This is a genomic window from Dolichospermum sp. UHCC 0315A, from assembly GCF_008121535.1.
Lineage (GTDB): Bacteria > Cyanobacteriota > Cyanobacteriia > Cyanobacteriales > Nostocaceae > Dolichospermum > Dolichospermum lemmermannii.
Map to the genome: position 1 here is coordinate 3,489,336 of NZ_CP043056.1, position 21,182 is coordinate 3,510,517.

The window sequence follows — 21,182 nt, forward strand, 5'->3', positions numbered from 1 at the left end:
TGCGCCTCTGCGCCTCTGCGTGAGACATATTCATTGTTATGAAAACCTACTTGTTAGGTTGAGGAGTCATCCGCAAATAAGGCTTAATTTCTGCATAACCTTTAGGAAACTTGGCTTTGAGGACTTCAGGATCTTTTAAAGAAGGGACAATCACCACATCTTCACCATCTTTCCAGTCTGCGGGGGTAGCAACACTGTAATTATCAGTTAATTGCAGAGAGTCAATGACGCGCAAGATTTCATCAAAATTGCGGCCAGTGCTGGGAGGATAGGTGAAAGTCAGACGCAGTTTTTTGTTGTTGTCAATGACAAACACGGAACGCACAGTAACAGTAGCCGCTGCGTTGGGGTGAATCATATCATAAAGTTCAGAAACCTTACGATCTGGATCTGCCAAAATTGGGTAATTGAGAGTGGTGCTTTGGGTTTCTTCAATGTCACCAACCCAGCCATTATGAGATTCTACATCATCAACGCTGAGAGCGATCGCTTTCACATTGCGTTTATCAAATTCTGGTTTGAGTTTGGCAACAGTTCCGAGTTCGGTGGTGCAAACTGGTGTAAAGTCAGCAGGATGAGAAAATAGTACCACCCAGCTATCACCAGCCCAGGCGTAAAAGTCAATTTCCCCATGAGTAGAGGCTTGAGTAAAGTTAGGTACTGTATCACCAAGACGAAGAGTCATGTAAGATTCCCTGTATTTTAAGAAAACATCTATATTCTACCGTCACAGTATGACACAAAAGACCGATTACCCCATCGGGCTGTCGCGGTTTGCAACAAAATTTTAAGTTTAAGCCAGGTGTTGTTGAACTTTTGAGACTAATTCATTTGTCCAATGGTGGACAAGTTCAGCATTAGCGGCCTCTACCATAACTCTAATTACGGGTTCTGTTCCCGAAGCCCGGACGAGGACTCTGCCATTATCACCCATTGCTACTTCGGCTTTAGCGATCGCTTGTTGGACAGGTTGACAACTTTCCCATCCTAAGCGTCGTTCCCGATCTAATACTCGCACATTCCGTAAGATTTGCGGATAGGTTTGGAAACTTTGATCTACCATTTCTCCCAAGGAAAGATTAGCCTCTTTCACCACCGCTGCAATATGCAAAGCTGTTAATAAACCATCTCCAGTCATGGCATAATGACTACACAGGATATGTCCTGACTGTTCTCCTCCCAACATTCCCCCAGTTTTCTGCATTTCCGCTTGCACATATTGATCACCCACAGCGGTACGAATTAATTTACCACCTATTTGTTGCCAAGCTCTTTCAAAGCCTAAATTAGCCATAACAGTGGAAACTATCAAGTTATCTGGGAGTTGTTGTTTTTGTTGTAAATGGCGACCCCAAAGGTAAAGAATGTAATCACCATTAACGGATCTGCCCGTATTATCCACAGCTAAAACCCGATCTGCATCGCCGTCAAAAGCAAAACCCATATCGGCTTGATTGGCGACTACAGCGGCTTGGAGAATATCCAAATGTGTAGAACCGCAATTGACATTAATGCGATCGCCATCAGCTTCATTATGTAAACAAATCACCTCCGCCCCCATTTCCGTAAATACCGCCGGTGCTAAACCCACCGCTGCACCCCAAGCTAAATCTAAAACAATCTTCATGCCTTGGAGAGTCAGTCCAGATGCTAAAGGTGTTTGGATAGACTGGCTATATGTTTTAATTAACTCTGTTCGTGAATAATGTCTGCCGCAATTATTTATGTTCAAATCGGGGGATAATTGACCTCGTAATCCCGCCTCAATTTCCCCTTGTAGGGCTTTGGATAACTTTCCACCCTGGGCATCAAAGATCTTAATTCCATTGTCTTCTGGGGGATTGTGGCTGGCGGAAATCATGATTCCCCCAATGGCATTAGTGATGCTGGCCAGATAGGCTACACAAGGAGTGGGACATAATCCCAAATACCACACTTCTAAACCAGCAGCGGTTAACCCAGCACTCAAAGCCATGGCTAACATATCACTGGAGTTTCTGGAGTCTTGTCCTAGGATAATTGGTCCTAGATCAGTGGCATAATTACGGAGGACAATTCCCGCCCAAAAACCCACTTGTAAAGCCAAAGGCGCATTCAGTAAGTCTCCCACCTTGCCGCGAATGCCATCTGTACCAAATAAAGCATTGGTTGGTAGTGGTATGGAATTGAACATCCCACTATTTTCAACTTCGGAAATGCAGTCTTGAGTTCGAGCCATTGATGAAACCATAAATTTAAAAACTCCACACAATCACACAGGAGAATAGCACTTTCTTCCATTATCCTTGACGTTAATAAAACGCCAAAGAAACTCATTGCTTAATTATTTTTAATATAAATTCTCATCAAATAGTTTTAATCTTACGTTTTAATGGGGTTTTTTCACCATTACGGACAAAAAACTCCCACAGTTAATTTTTTTACAGTTGAGAATTTTAATAATATGAACAGCAATTTAGCAAGCAAATTACGCGTGGGTACGAAGAAAGCACACACAATGGCAGAAAATGTGGGTTTTGTCAAGTGTTTTTTGAAGGGAGTTGTGGAAAAAAACTCCTACCGCAAGTTGGTTGCTAACTTTTACTTCATTTACTCGGCTATGGAAGAGGAAATGGAAAAACACAAGCATCACCCAATTTTGAGCAAAATTTACTTTCCTGAACTTAACCGCAAGCATACCTTGGAGCAAGACTTAACTTACTACTATGGTTACAATTGGCGAGAGGAAATCAAATTATCTGCTGCGGGTGCGGCTTATGTAAACCGGATTCGGGAAATTTCTGCGACTGAACCAGAATTATTAATTGCTCATTCCTATACCCGTTATCTAGGTGATTTATCCGGGGGACAAATCCTCAAAAATATTGCCCAAACGGCGATGAAATTGGGTGAAGGTGAAGGAACTGCTTTTTATGAATTTGCAGATATTACCGATGAGAAGGCATTTAAGGCTAAGTATAGAGCCAATTTAGATGCTATGCCTATTGATGATACTACAGGCGATCGCATTACTGAAGAAGCAAATGCCGCTTTTGGTGTGAACATGAAGATGTTCCAAGAGTTGGAAGGTAATTTGATTAAAGCGATTGGCATCATGGTTTACAATGCCATGACTCGGAAACGGACAAAAGGTAGCACTGAATTGGTAACTGCTGATTGACACTCTAATGAGATACAAACTTGAATTATGAAACTCTTGTAGTGCGGGCATCTTGCCCGCTACATAACTAACTCATCACACCGGAAAGTGTTTGAAAAGTTGCCGGCGATTATAAATCGCTACTACACCTAGGGGTGTAATAAATTAGACTTTTCAAACACCCCCTTAGAGAAAGAAGCAGAAGCAGCCGCAGGGAGTAGATGGTAGATTTCTCCAACTGACAACTGACCTATTTCACAAATTTAGGCATGATTTCCGCAGCCGTGAATAAGCCAGAAATGCCGCGTTGATGCAATTCCTGAGCGGCTTTGAGATAACCAAAGGCAGGACCACAGACATTAGCGGCCATGCTGGTTTCATCGCCTAATGTAAAGGTGTGAGTGGATATCTTCCCCTCAAAGGTACGTCCTGTAATTTTCACATTGGTACTTAGGGGCTTTTTGGAGTTGCGGGTATCAACAACACCACCAACTGTGACTCTATCCCGTGAACAAATTCCCGCGACTTCTAGCATGACATCATCGGCGTGTTCCATATTTACCAAAGTTAACACACCATTAGTTTGATCGAGTAATGCTTCTACTTCTGCGTCAGTCATGGCTCTAGCGGCTTCTACACTATAACCTGGCATATGACCAATATCTTCCCGAACAGTGGCGCGGTAGGCTTCCCAGTTAGCAATTCCCACACCAAAGGTAATTTCCACGTTGTGAATTTCGGCGTAACTTTGGGCAGCTAAAGCGGCGGCGGCGGTTAACAGTCCAGGAGTAGCACCACAGCCAGTCATGTATGTAATTCCCGCTGCTTGCAGTTCGTCTTTCATGGCCAGGAGTTGTTCGACTGCACTGGTGCGTTTAATGGCATCTACCAGAACACCGCGCCAACCTGCTTTAATGAACTCTTTGGCTACCGAGGGAATAAAGTCATTAGGAAGGTTGGGTAAAGCCAGAAAATAACCATCTACAGGTTGACCGGTGGCGATTAAATCCTGAATACTGCTATTGCTTAATGTCCCAACTGGTTCTAAATAACCGACTGTACCTTGATTTTGGTAAGTGGTAATACAAGCTTGAGTATTTAAGCCTTGGGTGGAATAAGCGTAGCCCTTTTGGTCTGCGGCTGCAACTAAGATCATTTCTCGTTTGCTGACGAGAAGTTTTGCTGCTGCTTGTCCGAGTCCACCAAATCCCAGGACTCCGACGCGAATAGGTTGGTTTGTTGGTTGTGTGTTCATAGTTAGTTTAGTAAGGTGGCATGAATCTAAATTTTCAGATAAAACCACTATTATATCAATACCTTTACCAAATTGAAAAAAATATTGATTTATAGATTGGGTTGTGGAACGTTTACAAAGCAATAGCATGAAACCCAACAAAGCAGAAAAATGGCCAAGGTATTGAGGGTTAATTATGCTTGATTTACATTTTTTCGGCAATAATTACCAATTGTGAAAGTGAGATTACGGAATATGGGATATAGGTAGTTCACTTAGTTTCCATCCAATTATCCCCCGCATGAATATCAACGACTAAAGGAACAGATAAAGAAACAGCATTTTCCATTAGCGACTTAATTTGTGGTTGCAATTGGGACCACTCTTGGGGAGGAACTTCAAAGACTAATTCATCATGAACTTGTAACAATAACCGCGCTTGATAGTTCTTCAGGACTTCATGTAATTGCACCATTGCTATTTTGATAATATCCGCACTAGAACCTTGAATTGGTGCATTGGCAGCAGAACGGAGTAACCCAGCATCATATTGACCTAAATTCTTTAATTTCTGCAAATTAATATCTTCTAACTTACTACCTTTTAACTGCCGTAAACTATTACTAGTAAACTCAAAATAACGTCTTCTACCCAAAATAGTTTCCACATAACCATAAGCAATAGCTTCTTTTTTCACTTTCTCCAAATATGCAAAAACATTAGCGTATCTTTCATTAAATCGCTCAATAAACAATTTCGCATCTATCGGATTTATTCCCGTTTCTCTGGCAAACTTTTGCGCTCCCATACCATAAATTACCCCAAAATTAATCGTCTTCGCAAAACGTCTTTCATCTGAACTAATATCTTCTTTCTCAAAGACTAATTTTGCCGTTACAGTATGAATATCTTCATTTTGCTGATAGGCTTGAATTAATACAGGTTCTTCACTCAAATGCGCCAAAATCCTTAACTCAATTTGTGAGTAATCAGCAGCTACCATTAACCAACCTGATTCCGGTAAAAACGCCTTTCTAATTTGTCGGCTAAAAGCAGTCCGAATGGGGATATTTTGTAAATTGGGATGAGAAGAAGATAACCTACCCGTAGAAGTTGCAGTTTGGTTAAAATCAGTATGTAATCTTTGGCTTTTGGGATGTACCAAAGCTGGTAAAGCATCTACATAGGTAGATTTTAATTTTGATAAAGTCCGATTTTCAATAATCGCTTCTACAAAACCAGTATTATCAACTTCTTGAAGTTTTTCTAAAGTTGCAGCGTCTGTAGAATAACCAGTTTGAATTTTGCGAGAATATTTCGTACTTAAACCTAATTTCTCAAAGAGAATATGACTCAGTTGTTTAGGAGAACCTAAATTAAATTTTTCCCCAGCAATTTCGGTAGCTGTTATTTCTAACCTTGCTAATTCTATTTCTAACTGCTGTGAAAGTTCTTTGAGATAAGCTGAATTAATGCGAACTCCTGTATATTCAAGTTCCGCTAAAACTGCTTCTAACGGTTGTTCAACTTCATTCAACAGTTTATATAAAGTTGGCGTTTCTGCTAACTTCTCCCGTAATTTTGGTACTAAGCCAAATGTGGAATAAACATCCATTCCGCAATAATCAGCAACCGCAGAAATACTAATATCAGCAATAGTTTTCCCTTTGGCAACTAAATCTCCATAACTTTTTCCACTTAATCCCAAATATCGCAGAGATAAATCAGTTAAATTATGACTGCTATCGGGATTAATCAAATAACTGGCTAACATAGTATCAAACACCACTCCAGCCAAATTAATGCCTTGACACCGCAGAATTAACCGATCAAATTTAGCATTTTGTAAAGCTTTGGGATAATCAGCACTTTCCAAAATTGGCCGCAGTGCTGCTAATACCAAATCTCGATTTAAATTATCACCGTTTTTATGACCAATAGGAATATAAGCAAGTTCATTTGCTTCTGTTCCCCAACAGCAACCAATTCCCACTAAATCTGCATCTCGTGGTTCTAGTGCAGTAGTTTCTGTATCCCAAGCAACGGGATTTTCTGGATTTGTGAATTTTCTTAAAAGTTCTACCAATTCCGTTAATTTAGCTTCTGTATTAATAATGCGTGGTTGAATTGGTGAAGCATTTTGTTTTACTTCTTGTGCTGTGTCTTCTGCACTAAAAAACCACAAATCATCCTCTGTTTCGGCGATTATTTCCGATACTTTATTTTCTACAACTTCTCCACCAAACTTTAGTTGAATCTCATTAATTGTCTCTAAAAATCTTTTAAATTCTAATTTCTCTAAAATTGGGATGAGTAAGCTATTATCAAAACCTGTTAATTGACAATCTTCCCAATCAATTTCTAAAGGAACATCACAAACTATCTTGGCTAAATAGCGAGATTTTTCCGCGTCTTCTTTACCAGTAATTAGTTTTTTCTGAGTTGCACCTTTAATATCATCTATAGCTGCATAAATTTCTTCCAGGGAATTATAAGTATTTAATAGTTGTACTGCTGTCTTTTCACCAATTCCTTTTACTCCCGGAATATTATCTGATTTATCACCACATAAGGCTTTAAAATCAACAACTTGTGTCGGGAATACTCCTAATTTTTCTTTAACTTCTTCTGCTTTAAATTCAGCAATACTATTTGTAGAACGTTTTAAAGCTTCTGGCGTAAAATTTAAAACTGTAATTTCTTTATCAGCATCAATTAATTGAAATAAATCTCTATCCCCAGAAAGTATTTTAACTCGATACCCAGACGCTGCGGCTTTTTGTGCTAATGTTCCCAATACATCATCTGCTTCATAACCAGGTGCAGTAAGTATAGGCAAATTCAAGCTTTGCAGTAACTCATAGAGATTTTCTAAGTCGGGAATAAAGTCTTCTGGAGTTTCTGCACGTCCAGCTTTATAAGTATCATCAGCTTGATGACGAAAAGTAGGTGAACCCAAATCAAACGCCACAGCTACTGCTTGGGGCTGTTGTGTAGCGATTACCTCTAACAAACATTTAAAAAAACCAAAACAAACACTGGTAGGAATGCCAGCTTTTGTACGAAGTCCACCATCTCTACCTTTAGCAAAAGCAAAATAGGAACGAAAAGCTAGTGAGTGTCCATCAATTAAGATGAATGTAGGCTTGTTGATAACTGAAGAATTAAAAGTCAACTGCTTAACCGAATTGGGAAACTATAATCTATTTTAATTTTTTTTATGCGTTATGTTGAAGAAGCTAAGTCACCATTTTTTGATCCAGTGATGCTTTGTTGAAAGCTCTTCATCTCTATGTTCCAGGTATCGCTCCCCCAATCGCTTCAGAAAAACCTACCCTTCACTGCTCTTGCGCCCATGCAAGATGTGACAAACCTGTGGTTCATGAAAGTTATTGCCCACTACGGCAGTCCTGACTACTTCTTTACCGAGTATTTCCGCGTCAATGATACCTCACGGCTCAATTCTAAAATTCTGGCAGCAATTACCGAAAATGATACCGGTCGCCCTGTTTTTGCACAAATGATTGGCGAAAGTATTCCCGATTTAGTGAGAACAGCAAAGGAACTCTGCAAATATAATATCGCGGGAGTAGATTTAAACATGGGCTGTCCCGCGCCGAGAATCTATCGCAAAAATGTTGGCGGTGGATTGCTGAGAGAACCGGAAAAAGTCGAGCGGATTTTGGGAGAACTGCGTGCTGCTGTGAATGATAAACCTTTAACTGTGAAGATGCGTGTAGGCTTTGAAAATACAGATAACTTTTCCGAAATTCTCGATATAATCAATCGCCACAATATTGATTTGCTCAGTTTACATGGTCGCACGGTGAAAGATATGTATCACGGGGAAGTTAAATATGATTTGATTGCGGAAGCGGTAAGACGGGTAGATTGTCCAGTGCTTGCCAATGGTAATATCAATTCGGCGACAACTGCCCTGGAAGTGCTTTCGCAAACCGGTGCAGCGGGTGTGATGGTGGGACGCTGGGCAATTGGCAATCCTTGGCTGTTTAATCAAATTCGCCAGGCTTTGCGAGGAGAACAGATCACACCTGTTCCTTTAGCAGATGTACGCAATTATATTGATCGTTTATGTCAAACTCCCACAGCCTCAACTATGCCAGAGCGAGCGCGGGTAGGCTACCTGAAAATGTTCCTTAACTACATTGCTTTAAGTGTTGACACTGAAGGTAATTTCCTACGGCTGATGAGACGGGCGCAGACTGAGGTAGAACTGTTTAACCTCTGCGATCTCTTTCTCCTTGCTGATCTGACAAAAACGTTAGCCCTAGCACCGCAAAGCGGAAGTCAAAAGTCAAAAGTCAAAAGTCAAAATTAATATGGCGTAAGCTTTTGGCGATTGAGAATGGTTATTTTATTTACGCCGTGCTGTACTAGCACCCTCTTTGGGCGTGTAATTATGGCAACTATTTAGTTTGGATTTATCAGTACAGCATAGAGACAATACCTTGAGAGTGTCAACTACTCAGTTTCAACTTCAAATTCCTCACCACTGGGAAATTTAGACTTATCAATTTTTAAAGCAGCCTCTTTAATTAAATTTGCTTTTGCACGAGTTTCTAGTATTTCTTGATAATATTCTTCAGGTGTTAACCCATAATCTCTCTTGACATAGGCAATTTTATCTTTAATGCAGTCCTCAATCATTAATTTGACATCAGCGAGATAGTAATCTTCATTGAATGATTTAATATGTATCTTATGAGTTATGGAAGGAACTGCGAGTTTTTTTAGACCTCTTGCTTCTTTTAATACCCGACTCCCTAATAAATTGTCATCAACATCAGAAAAAGTAAAAATTGTTTTGCCTTTTGTATTTCTTTTTAAAGCTGGTTTAAATCCTATAAAAATATCAACTGATGGGAATACACTGGTCAAAAACGAAAAATTATCCATTGTTATTTCCTGCTGGTTTCTGGTAATTGTCTATTCTAATTTTTTTCTCCAGATTTAATATACAACATAGTGATATGAACTACCCCATCTTACTTCGTTGAAGATGGGGTTTCTACATCCCCATGAGTAAGTTGAGATTTTTGACGTTTCTTTTGACCCAGTTGCTTCATACTTCCAGCATTCTTGCGTTTGCTGGTGTTTGAAGTAGAGCTAGAATCATCCACGTCTGAGAGGCTAGTTCCTAACCCCTGTAGATTATTTGAGTACCAAAGTAGCATTACTTCTGCGGCGGCGATATCACGCTGTTGGGTATATCCGCAGTTATGGCAAACATGAGTTCTTTCGGCTAAACTCTTCTTTTCTTGATTTCCGCATTTTGGACAGGTTTGAGATTGTCCTCAAAATTCTTTTACTTGCAGTAAAAAACATTTTAAGAACGTTTCGTTTTTGACTTGCTTACATCCCCACCCTATGAGTACATTGAGGGTGGGGAATTACGCAAAACTATTAAAGGTTTTATATCCAACCGAAAATTACTCTCGCTTATCATAAAATATTCTGTATGTCAATAGTATATTTGTTCTATATAATTCTTTGGATAATTGCTGTCTAAAAATTCGTCTCGGAACTTGCTGTTAATTTGTAAAGTTTTGTATTATTTTTCGGGATTTATTTCTGCAATAACCATAAATAAAGGCTTTTCAAAATAGCCTTGTCAGTCAATTAGAAAATTGACAACAATAACCCAATTATGAAATTCTCGATAATTGTAGCAAACTCTCAAAAGTATTGCAAGCTCGTTGCTAAATAAAAATTATTCTCAATTAATTCTTAAGAAAATCTAAAGCTGAATTATCATAAGTTATGAATATTAAAACTATTATTGGGTTTATATAAGTTTTAGTTATATTGTAATTGGAAGTCCCTTAGTTAACAAATTACATTCTTGAGGGATTTCGTTAAGGAATAAATCCTGATTCTGCGGTAATGCGAATCAGTTACTTGCGTTTATACTCAAAACGGCTTGATTGTTTGATTCTAAACGTAGGGGTTTAGCTCTTGCTTTACCCCTACACATCTGGGTTCTTTGTCATTTGGCAAAAGTTTAAATCTCACCCGTGTTTAGTATATCAATGAAATGGCTTATCTCTAGGGCAAATTTGGGATGGTGTTGGGTTAAATGAGTTATTTATATCCGTATAATTTTAAACAATACTAAAAACTGGGGAGTTTATGGATACAATGCCTTTAAATCAGAGTCAAGACGAAAAAGATATTAAACTGTTGGTTTTAGATATAGATGGCACAATTGCGGGACAATCCAATACTCTCAGTCATCCTGTCAAGGAAGTGATTGCTGCTGTACAAGCCAAGGGAATTAAGGTAGCTATAGCCACAGGAAGGATGTATTGTTCAGCTTTGCGGTTTCATCAAGAAATTGGCTCTACGCTGCCTTTAGTAGCTTATCAGGGAGCTTGGATTCAAGATCCAAATACTCAGGAAATTCACCGTCATTTATCTGTATCTAGAGAAATTGCCCTGCAACTCCTAGAATACTTTGAACAGCCAGATTTGCGATCACTCCTCTCAGTTCATTTTTACATCAACGACCAGCTTTATGTGCGAGAAATTACCAAAGAAACGGAAAGTTATCAACAACGCTGTGGTGTGAATGCTATTCCCGTTGGTGATTTACGTCAATTATTAGATCATGAACCCACTAAAATTTTAGCATTGTGTGATGATGCGAGTCTAATTCAACAACTTTTAGCTGATTTACGCCATAGATATAAACCCACAGAATTATATATGACAACATCTGTAGCCACCTTCCTAGAAGCAGCTAACACTCATGTTAATAAAGGCAATGCTGTCCGTTATCTAGCTGAAGAAATGCTAGGTTTAGAAAGTCATAATGTCATGACTATCGGTGATAATTTCAATGATGTAGAAATGCTCAGTTATGCTGGCATTAGTGTCGCTATGGGTAACGCACCAGACCAAGTGCAAGCGATCGCTGATTGGGTAGCACCTAGTGTAGAGTTAGATGGTGCAGCCATAGCAATGGAAAAATTCTTACTTAATTAAAAATCCAAAAATAAGAAAAGACACCGACGACTGGCCGTGTTTCGTCTCGGTGTCTTTCCTAATTTCGCTCCTCACACACCTGCGATTGTAGTCGGAGATATTTATTTTGTCAAGAGAATTTCTCAAAGTTTTTGTAAAATTCCGACAAGATAGAAAGATAGATCCCCGACTTCTTTGAGAAGTCGGGGATCTGAATTTTTGAATTTTAGCTATTAAAGTTCTACAGGTGCGACAATCCCCAATTTGTCTTCTAACACAGACCTTAAAACCAATTGAGTCGCTATCAGCAATCCTAATCTTGCTTGAGCTAATTCTGGATCATGAATTTTCACTTCCCCCCAAATCCGACAATTACACCAAAACCGCTCAAAAGCTTGACTCAAATTCTCACCTGCTTTTGACCAGTTAATGGAACTACCACTATCAGCACAAACCAAATCATCTACCACTTTGACTAATTGGTAAATCAGAAAACTCTCATCAGCGTGATTAATGCGAAGTTTTTGATCACAATTGAGCCAAGATATAGGGTTGACAGATACAAAACTTTTAATATTTGTCCTATCAAGTTCAATTAATCCTTCCTTTTCTGCTGTACACAACAAAGAACAGCATCGTGAATGAGCGTATTGAATTTTAAAAATTGTTAATGAGTTGGTTAATTGGCGATTAGGAACAGAAATTTTACTTTTTGCCTGTTCACTTTGTTCTAGTGAGCATTCCTCATTTCCGCTGACAGTGAGACAGTGTAACCAAGCCGCTAAGGTAGAGTCAACGAGTTCTATATGAATCCAACCGGGGGGAACTACTTTAACGTTAAATAAACTAGCACTATTTCGGGATAAATGCTCAACAATCGCCTGAGCAATTTCCATCGCTGGTGAATTCTGAGATTTTGATATGCTCATAGCCATACCAGAGATATATAAAATTTTCTGATTATATCCTCCCTGATAGAGAGGAACTTTTTTCCCTTTTATGCTTGTAATTTCCCCACTATTGGTAAAAATACTGAAGAAAGACACTAAATATCCAGTTATTAAATGCTTAATTGCCTTATTTTGATCTAAAAGTAGTCTATAACACACGTATTTCTTTGTAAAAAATTTATGGTGTGCATCATTTTATCCTGTTCCATCTATCTTCAGACAGAAGTTTAGTCTATGTAAGGAAAAATGAGAGTAGGATAAAATTTGATGAATAATGTATAAAAAATGGGTAATCTTTACTACCCTTGTTGTACAGTAGGAAGTATAAGAAAAAATAGAGAGCAATTTAGCTTTCTATCCCATTGGAGGGCTGACGCTGTTAGGCGTTATGCCTACCCCGTTAACACAAAGACACTCCTTGCACTTTTCTTATCACGTCTTTGTTCTCAGCCAAACACTCTTTGTTACCTATGCAATCTCAATCCTCCTTTTCCGAAGCTTCACGTCCTTTCTTAACTTGGCAGCGAATCCTTGACTGGGCCCAAGAACACTACCGCTGCCGCACCTTCAGTAAAGATGAGCGGATTCCAGCTAGACCTGGTTTGCTCTATTTAGTCCAAAGAGGTGCTATTCGCATGGTAGGAACTGCCCAAGTCAGTGCTACTGCTAGTCAGTTAACATCTAGACGGATTAACAGAACTCCAGAAGAAGCTTTCTTGGGTTTTGTGGGAGCAGGTCAACCTTTTGAAATTGTTGCTCAGTCTCCATTTACACTCCAGTCCTACGCCCACGTTGACCAAACAGCAGTGCTGTGGATGTACTGGCATGACCTAGACAACTGGCCTCACTTCCGCCGTGAAGTTATGGATGCTTTTAGATATCAGCACCAGCGCAAGTTGCTATGGTTGAGTGCTTTAGGACAACGTCGCACAATTGACAGACTCTTAGGATTTCTCACCCTACTGATTGAGGAATATGGAGAGCCTTCAATGAGCGAAACTGATCCTGATGTCATTCGTGGTTATTCCTTGCCCTTCCCCCTCACCCATGCCCAAATAGGCAGCGCCATTGGTTCAACCCGTGTGACTGTCACTCGTTTAATGGGTAAATTACGTCAACGGGGCTTAATCCTGACCCAAGGAGATAATCTGATTTGCCTACCCGCTGAATCTATCAATAGAGTCAGCTAGGATCTAGTTCAAATCTTTAATGAGCAGCAAATTGATAGATGTTGATTGAGAGCTTGCCACTCTCAAACACACCAATGGCAGGTATCAGCGGATTCTAACTAGTCCAAATTGGGTAATTAGTTCTGTGAGCCTGCTCCTCATAATATCTCGCGGTAAGTGGGAAACTCAGGGGCTTTAGCCCTGAGAGTGTCAATTTTACGAATCTGTTTGACCACCACAAACAGATTTTGGGTAATCGGGTATGAAATGAAGATGTCCTGGACAAAATGTTCTCTAGTGCCGCATTTATGATGAAGGCACTCATAACGCTAGATCGGCAAATTGGGGCCACCCACCTGGTTCCAATTATTGATCTTGGCTTTTGGTATCATGAAAACTCAGGCACTTTTCCAGGTTATAGATAATTCTTTTGTCTTTCTTTCTTCTTTCTTCCTCCTGACTCCTTTTATTTGATTCTGACAAATCCAGCTTTTTCAATCAGTTCTTGACCTTGAGATGTAACTAACCAATTTGCATACACTTCCCCGGCTTGTTGATCTGATTGACCATTTTGTTTTATGATCACAAATAAATTGCGGGTGATTGGGTAGTTGCCATTGCGAAAGTCTTGAGAATTCAACTGGTTAGGCTTGTTGGCACATTGAGATTGAGTTATTTTTGGTTGTTGGTAAGGTGCTATTAATTGCTCACTTGTCCGTCCTATTGGTAGGGATTTGATTGTACATTGAGGGACAATCTCTGGAGCAGAACCATAATAGATAGCACCAGGAGCAATAGCTACTTTGCGGATAGCTTCTGTGGTTGTACCAATGTAATTAATATTGTTGCCAAATTTATCTTTATTGAGAACGTTTTCGACAAAAAAATCTACTGTGCCACCGGCTTCTTTGCTGCGAGATAGGGGAATAATGGGTAAATTTGTACCACCTACTTGTTGCCAGTTAGTAATTTTGCCAGTGTAAATATCTTTAAGTTGAGAAACTGTTAATCCTGGAATATTTAGGTTATGATTAACAGCGATCGCAATTCCATCAATGGCTACAGTAATTTCTTTTAAGCTAAATCCTTTGGTTTTGGCAGTTTCGTTTTCTTCTGGTTTAACGGGACGAGAAGATTGAGAAAAAGCTAGTTGATTTGCTATCAACATTTTAATCCCAGTTCCTGAACCTGGTTTTTCGTTAATGGGTTGGGTATAACGTAAATCAAACTGAGGACAACTATTTTTGAGGACTGAGTCTACATCCCTACGGATAGGAGCCCATGTTGTACTACCACTATAACTAAATATACCTTGTGGTAAATTGGGGATTTTACAATTACTGACTGGTGGCGGATTAGGGTTAATAATGTTGTTACTGGGGTTTTGAGTGAGATTCTGATTAGCAGAGTTAGTGGTACTAGAATTATTGTTAATTCGCCCCCAATGTTCCATTAAAGAAAGCAACAGCAAAACCAAGCTTAATCCAGAGGTAAGAACAAGAGATAAGAGCAGTGACAGAGTTTCTTTTTTTTGAGACATGGGTGGTTTACTTAGTGCTTTTTTTCTAAAGAATTGAAGACATTAATTTATAAATAAGTCGAAATAATTTTGTTACTGCTAATACCTTTGTCATGGATGAACTGGAGAACTGGGAGAATTTCCCTGAGTATTTTTAGGATTTTTATCTCAGAAAAATTGCCCTGTTCAACTAATTCTTCTTCTAGAGTTTGTCCAGAAATATATTCTTGAACTAAATAAAAAAACTGCTCTGACTTATTTATTTTTAGGTTAGGAACTGTAATCGTAAAAAAAGCAAATAATTTAGGTATTTGCTGATGTTCATTACCTATTTCTTCTAAAACTCCTGCTTCTTGTGTAAATAAAATTCTGGCTTTTTCTAAGGCATCTTCCGTTAAATTACCACTTGGTTGAAATTGCTTAACTACACATTGACGCATTCTCGGAGTATCACGATCAATTGCCAAAAAAGCAGCACCAAATCCCCCCCTAGCCAAAAGTTTAATTGGCAAATAGTGGTCACGTAAAATCAGAGGCATACCGCAGTTAGTACAAAATTTTTGCGGTACTGTTTTTAGTGTTTTAATATCATCTAAATCAGGAAAGTGATTTTTAGGATGTTGACAGTGGGGACGAGTGCAGCAGACTTCCATATTATTTGTTATTCAAATGAGTCATTGGTCATTAGAAATTTGTCGTTAACTAATGACTTTTGACTGGTAACAAGGTTTTTAATTGGCATCAGAACCGTTAGATGTTGCTATATCCAATGTACTATTTATCACTTGATTGATTTGTGATAATTTTAACACCTCCTGTGTCCAGGCTGGGTTAGCAAACTGAGGTAAAATTTCCTGACTAAAAGCTTCTGCGGCTTTGGATCTATAGCGATTGGGGTTACATATTAGCCAGAGTGTCCGCTTCACCACTACTCCTTCGATAGGGGTACGATGGAGAACACCCATTTGTAACTCCTTAGCGATCGCTGAAGTAGAAACAAAGGCAGCACCTAAGCCAGATTGGACAGCGTTTTTAATAGCTTCTATGGAATTTAGTTCCATTTCAAACTTAAACCGTCTGGTGTCAATATCACAACGGGCTAAAACCTGATCAATGACTTTGCGGATAGTTGATTGGGAGTCAAGAGCAATGAATTGTAGTTTATATAGGTCTTCTTTTTGAATTGTTTCTAATTTAGCAAAGGGATGGGATGTGGGTAAAATGAGTGCCAATTCATCTTCAGCATAGGGAACAGTTTCTAAAGATTCCGCTAATTCAGTGGGAATTTCCCCACCGATAATTGCTAGATCAACCTGGCCATTAGATACACTCCAAGCCGTGCGACGGGTAGAATGGACGTGCAATTGTACAGCTACATCTGGATATTTTTGGCGAAATAAGCCGATCATTTTTGGTAACAGATAAGTGCCAGTGGTTTGGGAAGCACCAACAATCAATGTACCTCCTTGGAGATTTTGTAAATCTTCAATGGCGCGGCAGGTTTCCTGACACAAGCTGAGGATTTTGTCCCCATAGCTCAGAAGTAGATGTCCCGCTTCAGTCAATTGAGCGCGACGGCCTCCTCTGTCAAATAGGGGAACATCCAGTTGTCGTTCCAGGTTTTGAACTTGCAAACTCACAGCAGGTTGGGAGACGTAAAGGCTATCAGCAGCCCGCTTAAAACTCCCTTCTTGGGCGATGGCTTTGAGAATTCGTAACTGATCTAAAGTAAAAGGAAGGTCAGACATAAGGCAAAACCTGTCAAACTGGGATTCATGAGCAACTTTAAAAATAAATCAAAATGAATAGTTTGGTGACTAAGCATGATTTATGGCATTGTTAAGATTTGAACAACTAACTAAAATACTTACCACAACATCTTGACAAAAATCTTCCTGTGTATAATCAAGCATTCAGCCGTCAGCCTTCAGCTATCAGATTTTAAGACGGAAATACAGGTAATTAAAACTAATTGCCTGGGTGTAACTTCAAGAAAATGAATAATTCGTCTTCTTTACTCCTGTTCTTGGCTGACTACTGATAGCTTACACCAGTCAAGATGTTTACCAATAGTAGCTTCTTTGAATTTGAATTTTGAATTGAGTTGTATATATGATGTCCAATCCTTGGTTTACCTCCAGTCATTTTGTCATACTAGGGTTACAATTAGTTTTTGCGATCGCCCATAGCGGGGGGGCTGCTGTGCGTCCTTGGGCAGAAAAATACCTTGGACCGAGGCTTTATCGCATTATCTTTGCATTAATTAGCCTGCCTTTGGCTGTGATCTTAATTGTTTACTTTTTTAATCACCGTTACGATGGCTGGCAACTTTGGCAGGTACAAGGTATACCAGGAGTGGGAGCATTAGTTTGGGTACTATCAGCTATATCCTTTTTATTTTTATATCCTGCTACCTTCAATCTACTAGAAATTGCGGCTATTCAAAAGCCCCAAGTTCATCTTTATGAAACAGGGATTATCCGTATTACCCGTCATCCCCAAATGGTAGGACAGGTTATTTGGTGTGTAGCCCATACCCTGTGGTTAGGAACTAGTTTCACTCTTGTTACCTCAATCGGTTTAGTAATACATCACCTATTTGGAGTATGGCATGGCGATCGCCGTTTAAGTCAACGCTATGGAGAAGCTTTTGAGATGGTCAAACAACGGACTTCGATTATCCCCTTTCAAGCGATTATTGATGGCCGTCAATCTTGGAACTGGGAAGAATTTCTCCGCCCTGCTTATTTAGGAGTTGCCATTTTTACTGGTCTATTATGGTGGTCGCACCCCTTGTTATTAGTGGCAACAAGTAGGATAATGTGGTAGTTTACTCTGATCCCCAAGATCAACAAAACATATAAATTTAATAGAACTTTGTGCTGATCACTTGCTACCAAAACAATGTATGATAGACTCAAACATATATCATTAAACTGTTGAAAACTGGGATTGGGGAAAGAATTTATCCGCCAGGCTGAAGTGGGTTTTATGGTAGACAAAAAGTCACCATCTACCTTAGTCGAAACGGTAAATAAATATCAATGTATAGACTGCACCCAGCCGCGCTCTCAGCATTGTAAAATTTTTCACAAGCAATAGCAATCAGGATTGGAAATGGAGAACAGCCAGCGCGACAATCACGGTGGCTTTTTTGTCAGCAGGAAAACATGAAAATCCTCAATTTAAAATTTAAACCCCAAAATGGGATAACTTACCAATTTGCTGCTGCTGACAGCTAATTTTGAGATAAAAACCTTATAATCACGAGAGGCATCATAGTGTTGTCGGTTAATGAACGGACATTTACTCAAGAAGTTTTAGAATCTTCAGTTCCTGTTTTGGTTAATTTTGAAGCGCCCTGGTGTGGACTATGTCGCATCATTCACCCGCTATTATTACAATTCCAGGCTGAATGTGGTGATGAACTTAAATTGGTGGGAGTCAACGCTGACCAAAATTTTAAGTTGTCTAATACCTATAGACTGAAATCACTACCGACTTTACTATTAATTGAAAAAGGTATAGTCAAACAACGTTTAGAAGGTTTTCCCGGTAAAGACGATTTACGTCAAGCTTTAGAAGCAATTAAATTCACCTATACAAGTCACGAGAAAATAGATATAGCAGGAGTCAGGGGGCAGGGAGCAGGGGGAAAGAATTATTCCAATCACAACTGAGAACTAACAACTGACAACTGTACGGGCGAAGCATTTGGAGAACTATTTTTGGCAATGGCCGATAATTTATCTTCCAAATGCTTCGCCCCTACTAACAACTGACCAAATATAAAACCATGCTTAACACTCCACCTAAAGGGTATCAGGTGGGGTATTTTATCCTCAAGGGTGTGTGTCACAATTATTAGCAGTTCTGATTATTCAGTTAACTCAAGTTTGAAGTGGGAAAATTCAAGCTAACTTGAAAGTATTGGGCTATCAGAAGTAGCTTATTTCTTTTCAATCAGCAATCCCCAATTGAATTTTCATTTTTTGGGCATCTTCTCAATTCAATATATTTGTACAGAATTCTAAAAGTAGGCGTTAGTGATGGAAGTAATCTATCAGTATGCCTGGCTGATTCCAGTATTACCTCTCTTGGGAGCAATGCTGGTCGGTCTAGGGCTAATCTCGATAAATCAGGTGACAAACCGCCTGCGACAGTTGAATGCTGTAGTTATTATCTCCCTAATGGGAGCTTCTATGGCACTGTCGTTGGCTTTGCTGTGGAGTCAATTTCAAGGCCATGCGTCTTATCTTTGGACTGTGGAATGGGCATCAGCCGGGAATTTTCACCTGACGATGGGCTACACTATTGACCACCTGACATCTCTAATGCTGGTGATTGTCACCACAGTAGCCGTTTTGGTGATGATTTACACCGATGGCTACATGGCGCATGATCCGGGTTATGTGCGGTTTTATGCCTATCTCAGCTTGTTTGGCTCTTCCATGTTAGGTTTGGTGGTCAGTCCCAACCTAGTACAAGTTTACATTTTCTGGGAATTGGTGGGGATGTGTTCCTACCTCCTAGTGGGCTTTTGGTATGACCGCAAAGCCGCAGCAGATGCTTGTCAAAAGGCATTTGTCACAAATCGGGTCGGTGACTTCGGTTTATTATTGGGCATTTTGGGGCTGTTCTGGGCGACAGGCAGCTTTGATTTCATGGTTATGGGCGATCGCCTATCAAACCTAGTAGAAACCGGCTCTATTAGCAATTTCCTCGCCATTGTGTTGGCGATTTTAGTCTTCCTGGGACCTGTGGCTAAATCTGCCCAATTCCCCCTCCATGTCTGGCTACCAGATGCAATGGAAGGTCCTACCCCCATTTCTGCCCTGATTCATGCGGCAACAATGGTGGCGGCGGGTGTATTCTTAATTGCCCGGATGTACCCAGTATTTGAAAATGTCCCAGCCGCAATGAACGTAATTGCTTTTACTGGCGCATTTACAGCGTTTTTAGGGGCAACTATCGCCATTACCCAAAACGACATCAAGAAGGGTTTGGCTTATTCCACCATTTCCCAACTTGGTTACATGATCATGGCTATGGGTGTGGGTGCTTACAGTGCCGGCTTATTCCACCTCATGACCCACGCTTATTTTAAAGCGATGCTATTCTTGGGTTCTGGTTCGGTAATTCATGGCATGGAAGCAGTTGTTGGTCATGACCCTGTATTAGCGCAGGATATGCGTTTAATGGGCGGACTGCGGAAATATATGCCCGTGACAAGTTTCACCTTTTTGATTGGTTGCTTGGCCATTGCGGGGATTCCTCCTTTTGCTGGTTTCTGGTCAAAAGATGAAATTCTCGGTGCGGCTTTTGCTGCTAACCCCTTCCTGTGGTTTATTGGTTGGGTGACAGCAGGGATTACAGCTTTTTATATGTTTAGAATGTATTTCTCAACATTTGAAGGTAAATTCCGGGGTAATGACGAGAAAATCAAGGTAAAACTCAAAAATGCGGCTGCTGCTTTGGCTGAAAAGTCAGGGACATTAGAACTAGTGCCTAATTTTGGTCCTGGGGCGATGAAAAAGGGTGAATTGGCCAGTCACTCCCATGACTCCCACAGCCATGAGCCTCATGAGTCTCCTTGGACGATGAGTTTACCGTTGGTGGTTTTGGCTATTCCTTCAATGTTGATTGGTTTGGTGGGTACTCCCTACGCCAATTATTTTGAGCAGTTTATCTTTCCTCCTAGCGAAACTTTAGCGGAAGTTATGGAAAAGGCTGCGGAGTTTGACCCCCATGAGTTTTACATTATGGCGGGTAGTTCTGTGGCGGTTTCTGTGATTGGGATTACTTTGGCTGTGCTGATGTATTTAGCCCGCAAAATTGATCCTAGTGCGATCGCTAAAAACATTCAACCGCTATACGATCTATCTTTGAACAAGTGGTACTTTGATGACATTTATCATCGTATCTTTGTCCTCGGTTTACGTCGTGTGGCTAGACAAGTTATGGAAGTGGATTTCCGCGTTGTTGACGGCGCTGTTAATCTCACGGGTTTCTTTACTCTTGTCAGTGGTGAAGGTTTGAAATACTTGGAAAATGGTCGGGTTCAATTCTATGCCTTGATCGTTTTTGGGGCTGTTTTGGGCTTGGTGATTGTTTTTGGTGTTACCTGATTTTAATGGGGGCGGTTTGTCCGCCCCTGGATTGTTTTTAACGAACCGCAGAGGCGCAG

17 protein-coding genes and 1 pseudogene are annotated in these 21,182 nt (G+C 40.0%); 7 read left to right on the top strand and 11 right to left on the bottom strand.

Features of this window, described 5'->3' with window-relative positions:
• Window positions 1–46 precede the first annotated feature (46 nt).
• Window positions 47–685, bottom strand: a complete 639-nt coding sequence (locus BMF77_RS16870; RefSeq protein WP_148764402.1) for a peroxiredoxin — start codon at window positions 683–685, stop codon at window positions 47–49.
• A gap of 108 nt (window positions 686–793) precedes the next feature.
• Complete coding sequence (gene glmM, locus BMF77_RS16875; protein ID WP_148764404.1) at window positions 794–2,230, bottom strand: phosphoglucosamine mutase; 1,437 nt, start codon at window positions 2,228–2,230, stop codon at window positions 794–796.
• Window positions 2,231–2,443: 213 nt separating this feature from the next.
• Here glmM and BMF77_RS16880 point away from each other — a divergent pair, with 213 nt between their 5' ends.
• Window positions 2,444–3,160: a heme oxygenase (biliverdin-producing) gene (locus BMF77_RS16880; protein ID WP_148764406.1), complete on the top strand. Its 717-nt coding sequence runs from the start codon at window positions 2,444–2,446 to the stop codon at window positions 3,158–3,160.
• Window positions 3,161–3,389: 229 nt separating this feature from the next.
• Here the strand turns inward: BMF77_RS16880 and BMF77_RS16885 are convergent, their stop codons facing one another.
• Together BMF77_RS16885 and polA are read right to left on the bottom strand one after the other, a co-directional pair.
• Window positions 3,390–4,394 (bottom strand): hypothetical protein, encoded by a 1,005-nt coding sequence (locus BMF77_RS16885; RefSeq protein ID WP_015081028.1) that lies wholly within the window; start codon window positions 4,392–4,394, stop codon window positions 3,390–3,392.
• A gap of 250 nt (window positions 4,395–4,644) precedes the next feature.
• Window positions 4,645–7,548, bottom strand: coding sequence for a DNA polymerase I (gene polA / locus BMF77_RS16890; RefSeq protein WP_148764408.1), 2,904 nt, complete (start codon window positions 7,546–7,548; stop codon window positions 4,645–4,647).
• 117 nt (window positions 7,549–7,665) lie between these two features.
• Here polA and BMF77_RS16895 point away from each other — a divergent pair, with 117 nt between their 5' ends.
• Entirely contained in the window at window positions 7,666–8,712 is a 1,047-nt protein-coding gene (locus BMF77_RS16895; protein ID WP_148764410.1) for a tRNA-dihydrouridine synthase, read from the top strand.
• A 143-nt stretch (window positions 8,713–8,855) separates the two neighbouring features.
• Here the strand turns inward: BMF77_RS16895 and BMF77_RS16900 are convergent, their stop codons facing one another.
• On the bottom strand, window positions 8,856–9,290 hold the full coding sequence (locus tag BMF77_RS16900; RefSeq protein WP_148764412.1) for a hypothetical protein: 435 nt from the start codon (window positions 9,288–9,290) through the stop codon (window positions 8,856–8,858).
• 89 nt (window positions 9,291–9,379) lie between these two features.
• Window positions 9,380–9,682 (bottom strand): annotated as a pseudogene (locus BMF77_RS16905) (zinc ribbon domain-containing protein); the annotation flags it as partial.
• 841 nt (window positions 9,683–10,523) lie between these two features.
• Between BMF77_RS16905 and BMF77_RS16910 the strand changes: the two are divergent.
• Window positions 10,524–11,378: a Cof-type HAD-IIB family hydrolase gene (locus BMF77_RS16910; RefSeq protein WP_148764414.1), complete on the top strand. Its 855-nt coding sequence runs from the start codon at window positions 10,524–10,526 to the stop codon at window positions 11,376–11,378.
• A 212-nt stretch (window positions 11,379–11,590) separates the two neighbouring features.
• Here BMF77_RS16910 and BMF77_RS16915 read toward each other — a convergent pair whose 3' ends face one another.
• Entirely contained in the window at window positions 11,591–12,403 is an 813-nt protein-coding gene (locus BMF77_RS16915) for a DALR anticodon-binding domain-containing protein (protein ID WP_371735123.1), read from the bottom strand.
• Window positions 12,404–12,777: 374 nt separating this feature from the next.
• Here BMF77_RS16915 and BMF77_RS16920 point away from each other — a divergent pair, with 374 nt between their 5' ends.
• On the top strand, window positions 12,778–13,497 hold the full coding sequence (locus BMF77_RS16920) for a Crp/Fnr family transcriptional regulator (protein ID WP_015081034.1): 720 nt from the start codon (window positions 12,778–12,780) through the stop codon (window positions 13,495–13,497).
• A gap of 445 nt (window positions 13,498–13,942) precedes the next feature.
• Here BMF77_RS16920 and BMF77_RS16925 read toward each other — a convergent pair whose 3' ends face one another.
• The 3 genes from BMF77_RS16925 to BMF77_RS16935 form a co-directional block, all read right to left on the bottom strand.
• Entirely contained in the window at window positions 13,943–15,016 is a 1,074-nt protein-coding gene (locus BMF77_RS16925) for a PstS family phosphate ABC transporter substrate-binding protein (protein ID WP_148764418.1), read from the bottom strand.
• A 47-nt stretch (window positions 15,017–15,063) separates the two neighbouring features.
• Entirely contained in the window at window positions 15,064–15,648 is a 585-nt protein-coding gene (locus BMF77_RS16930; protein WP_148764420.1) for a 4-Cys prefix domain-containing protein, read from the bottom strand.
• A gap of 78 nt (window positions 15,649–15,726) precedes the next feature.
• The gene (locus BMF77_RS16935) at window positions 15,727–16,743 is read right to left on the bottom strand and encodes a LysR family transcriptional regulator (RefSeq protein ID WP_148764422.1); all 1,017 of its coding nucleotides are present in this window, start codon (window positions 16,741–16,743) and stop codon (window positions 15,727–15,729) included.
• 364 nt (window positions 16,744–17,107) lie between these two features.
• On the opposite strand from BMF77_RS16935, the gene BMF77_RS16940 reads away from it, so the two are divergent.
• Together BMF77_RS16940 and BMF77_RS16945 are read left to right on the top strand one after the other, a co-directional pair.
• Window positions 17,108–17,824 carry an NnrU family protein gene (locus BMF77_RS16940; protein ID WP_015081038.1) on the top strand — a complete coding sequence of 239 codons (717 nt, stop codon included), beginning with the start codon at window positions 17,108–17,110 and terminating at the stop codon, window positions 17,822–17,824.
• A 449-nt stretch (window positions 17,825–18,273) separates the two neighbouring features.
• Window positions 18,274–18,675, top strand: coding sequence for a co-chaperone YbbN (locus BMF77_RS16945; RefSeq protein WP_148764424.1), 402 nt, complete (start codon window positions 18,274–18,276; stop codon window positions 18,673–18,675).
• Here BMF77_RS16945 and BMF77_RS16950 read toward each other — a convergent pair.
• Window positions 18,666–18,854: a hypothetical protein gene (locus BMF77_RS16950; protein WP_148764426.1), complete on the bottom strand. Its 189-nt coding sequence runs from the start codon at window positions 18,852–18,854 to the stop codon at window positions 18,666–18,668. The genes BMF77_RS16945 and BMF77_RS16950 overlap by 10 nt on opposite strands.
• 190 nt (window positions 18,855–19,044) lie before the next feature.
• On the opposite strand from BMF77_RS16950, the gene BMF77_RS16955 reads away from it, so the two are divergent.
• The gene (locus BMF77_RS16955) at window positions 19,045–21,123 is read left to right on the top strand and encodes an NAD(P)H-quinone oxidoreductase subunit 5 (RefSeq protein ID WP_148764428.1); all 2,079 of its coding nucleotides are present in this window, start codon (window positions 19,045–19,047) and stop codon (window positions 21,121–21,123) included.
• Window positions 21,124–21,182 lie beyond the last annotated feature (59 nt).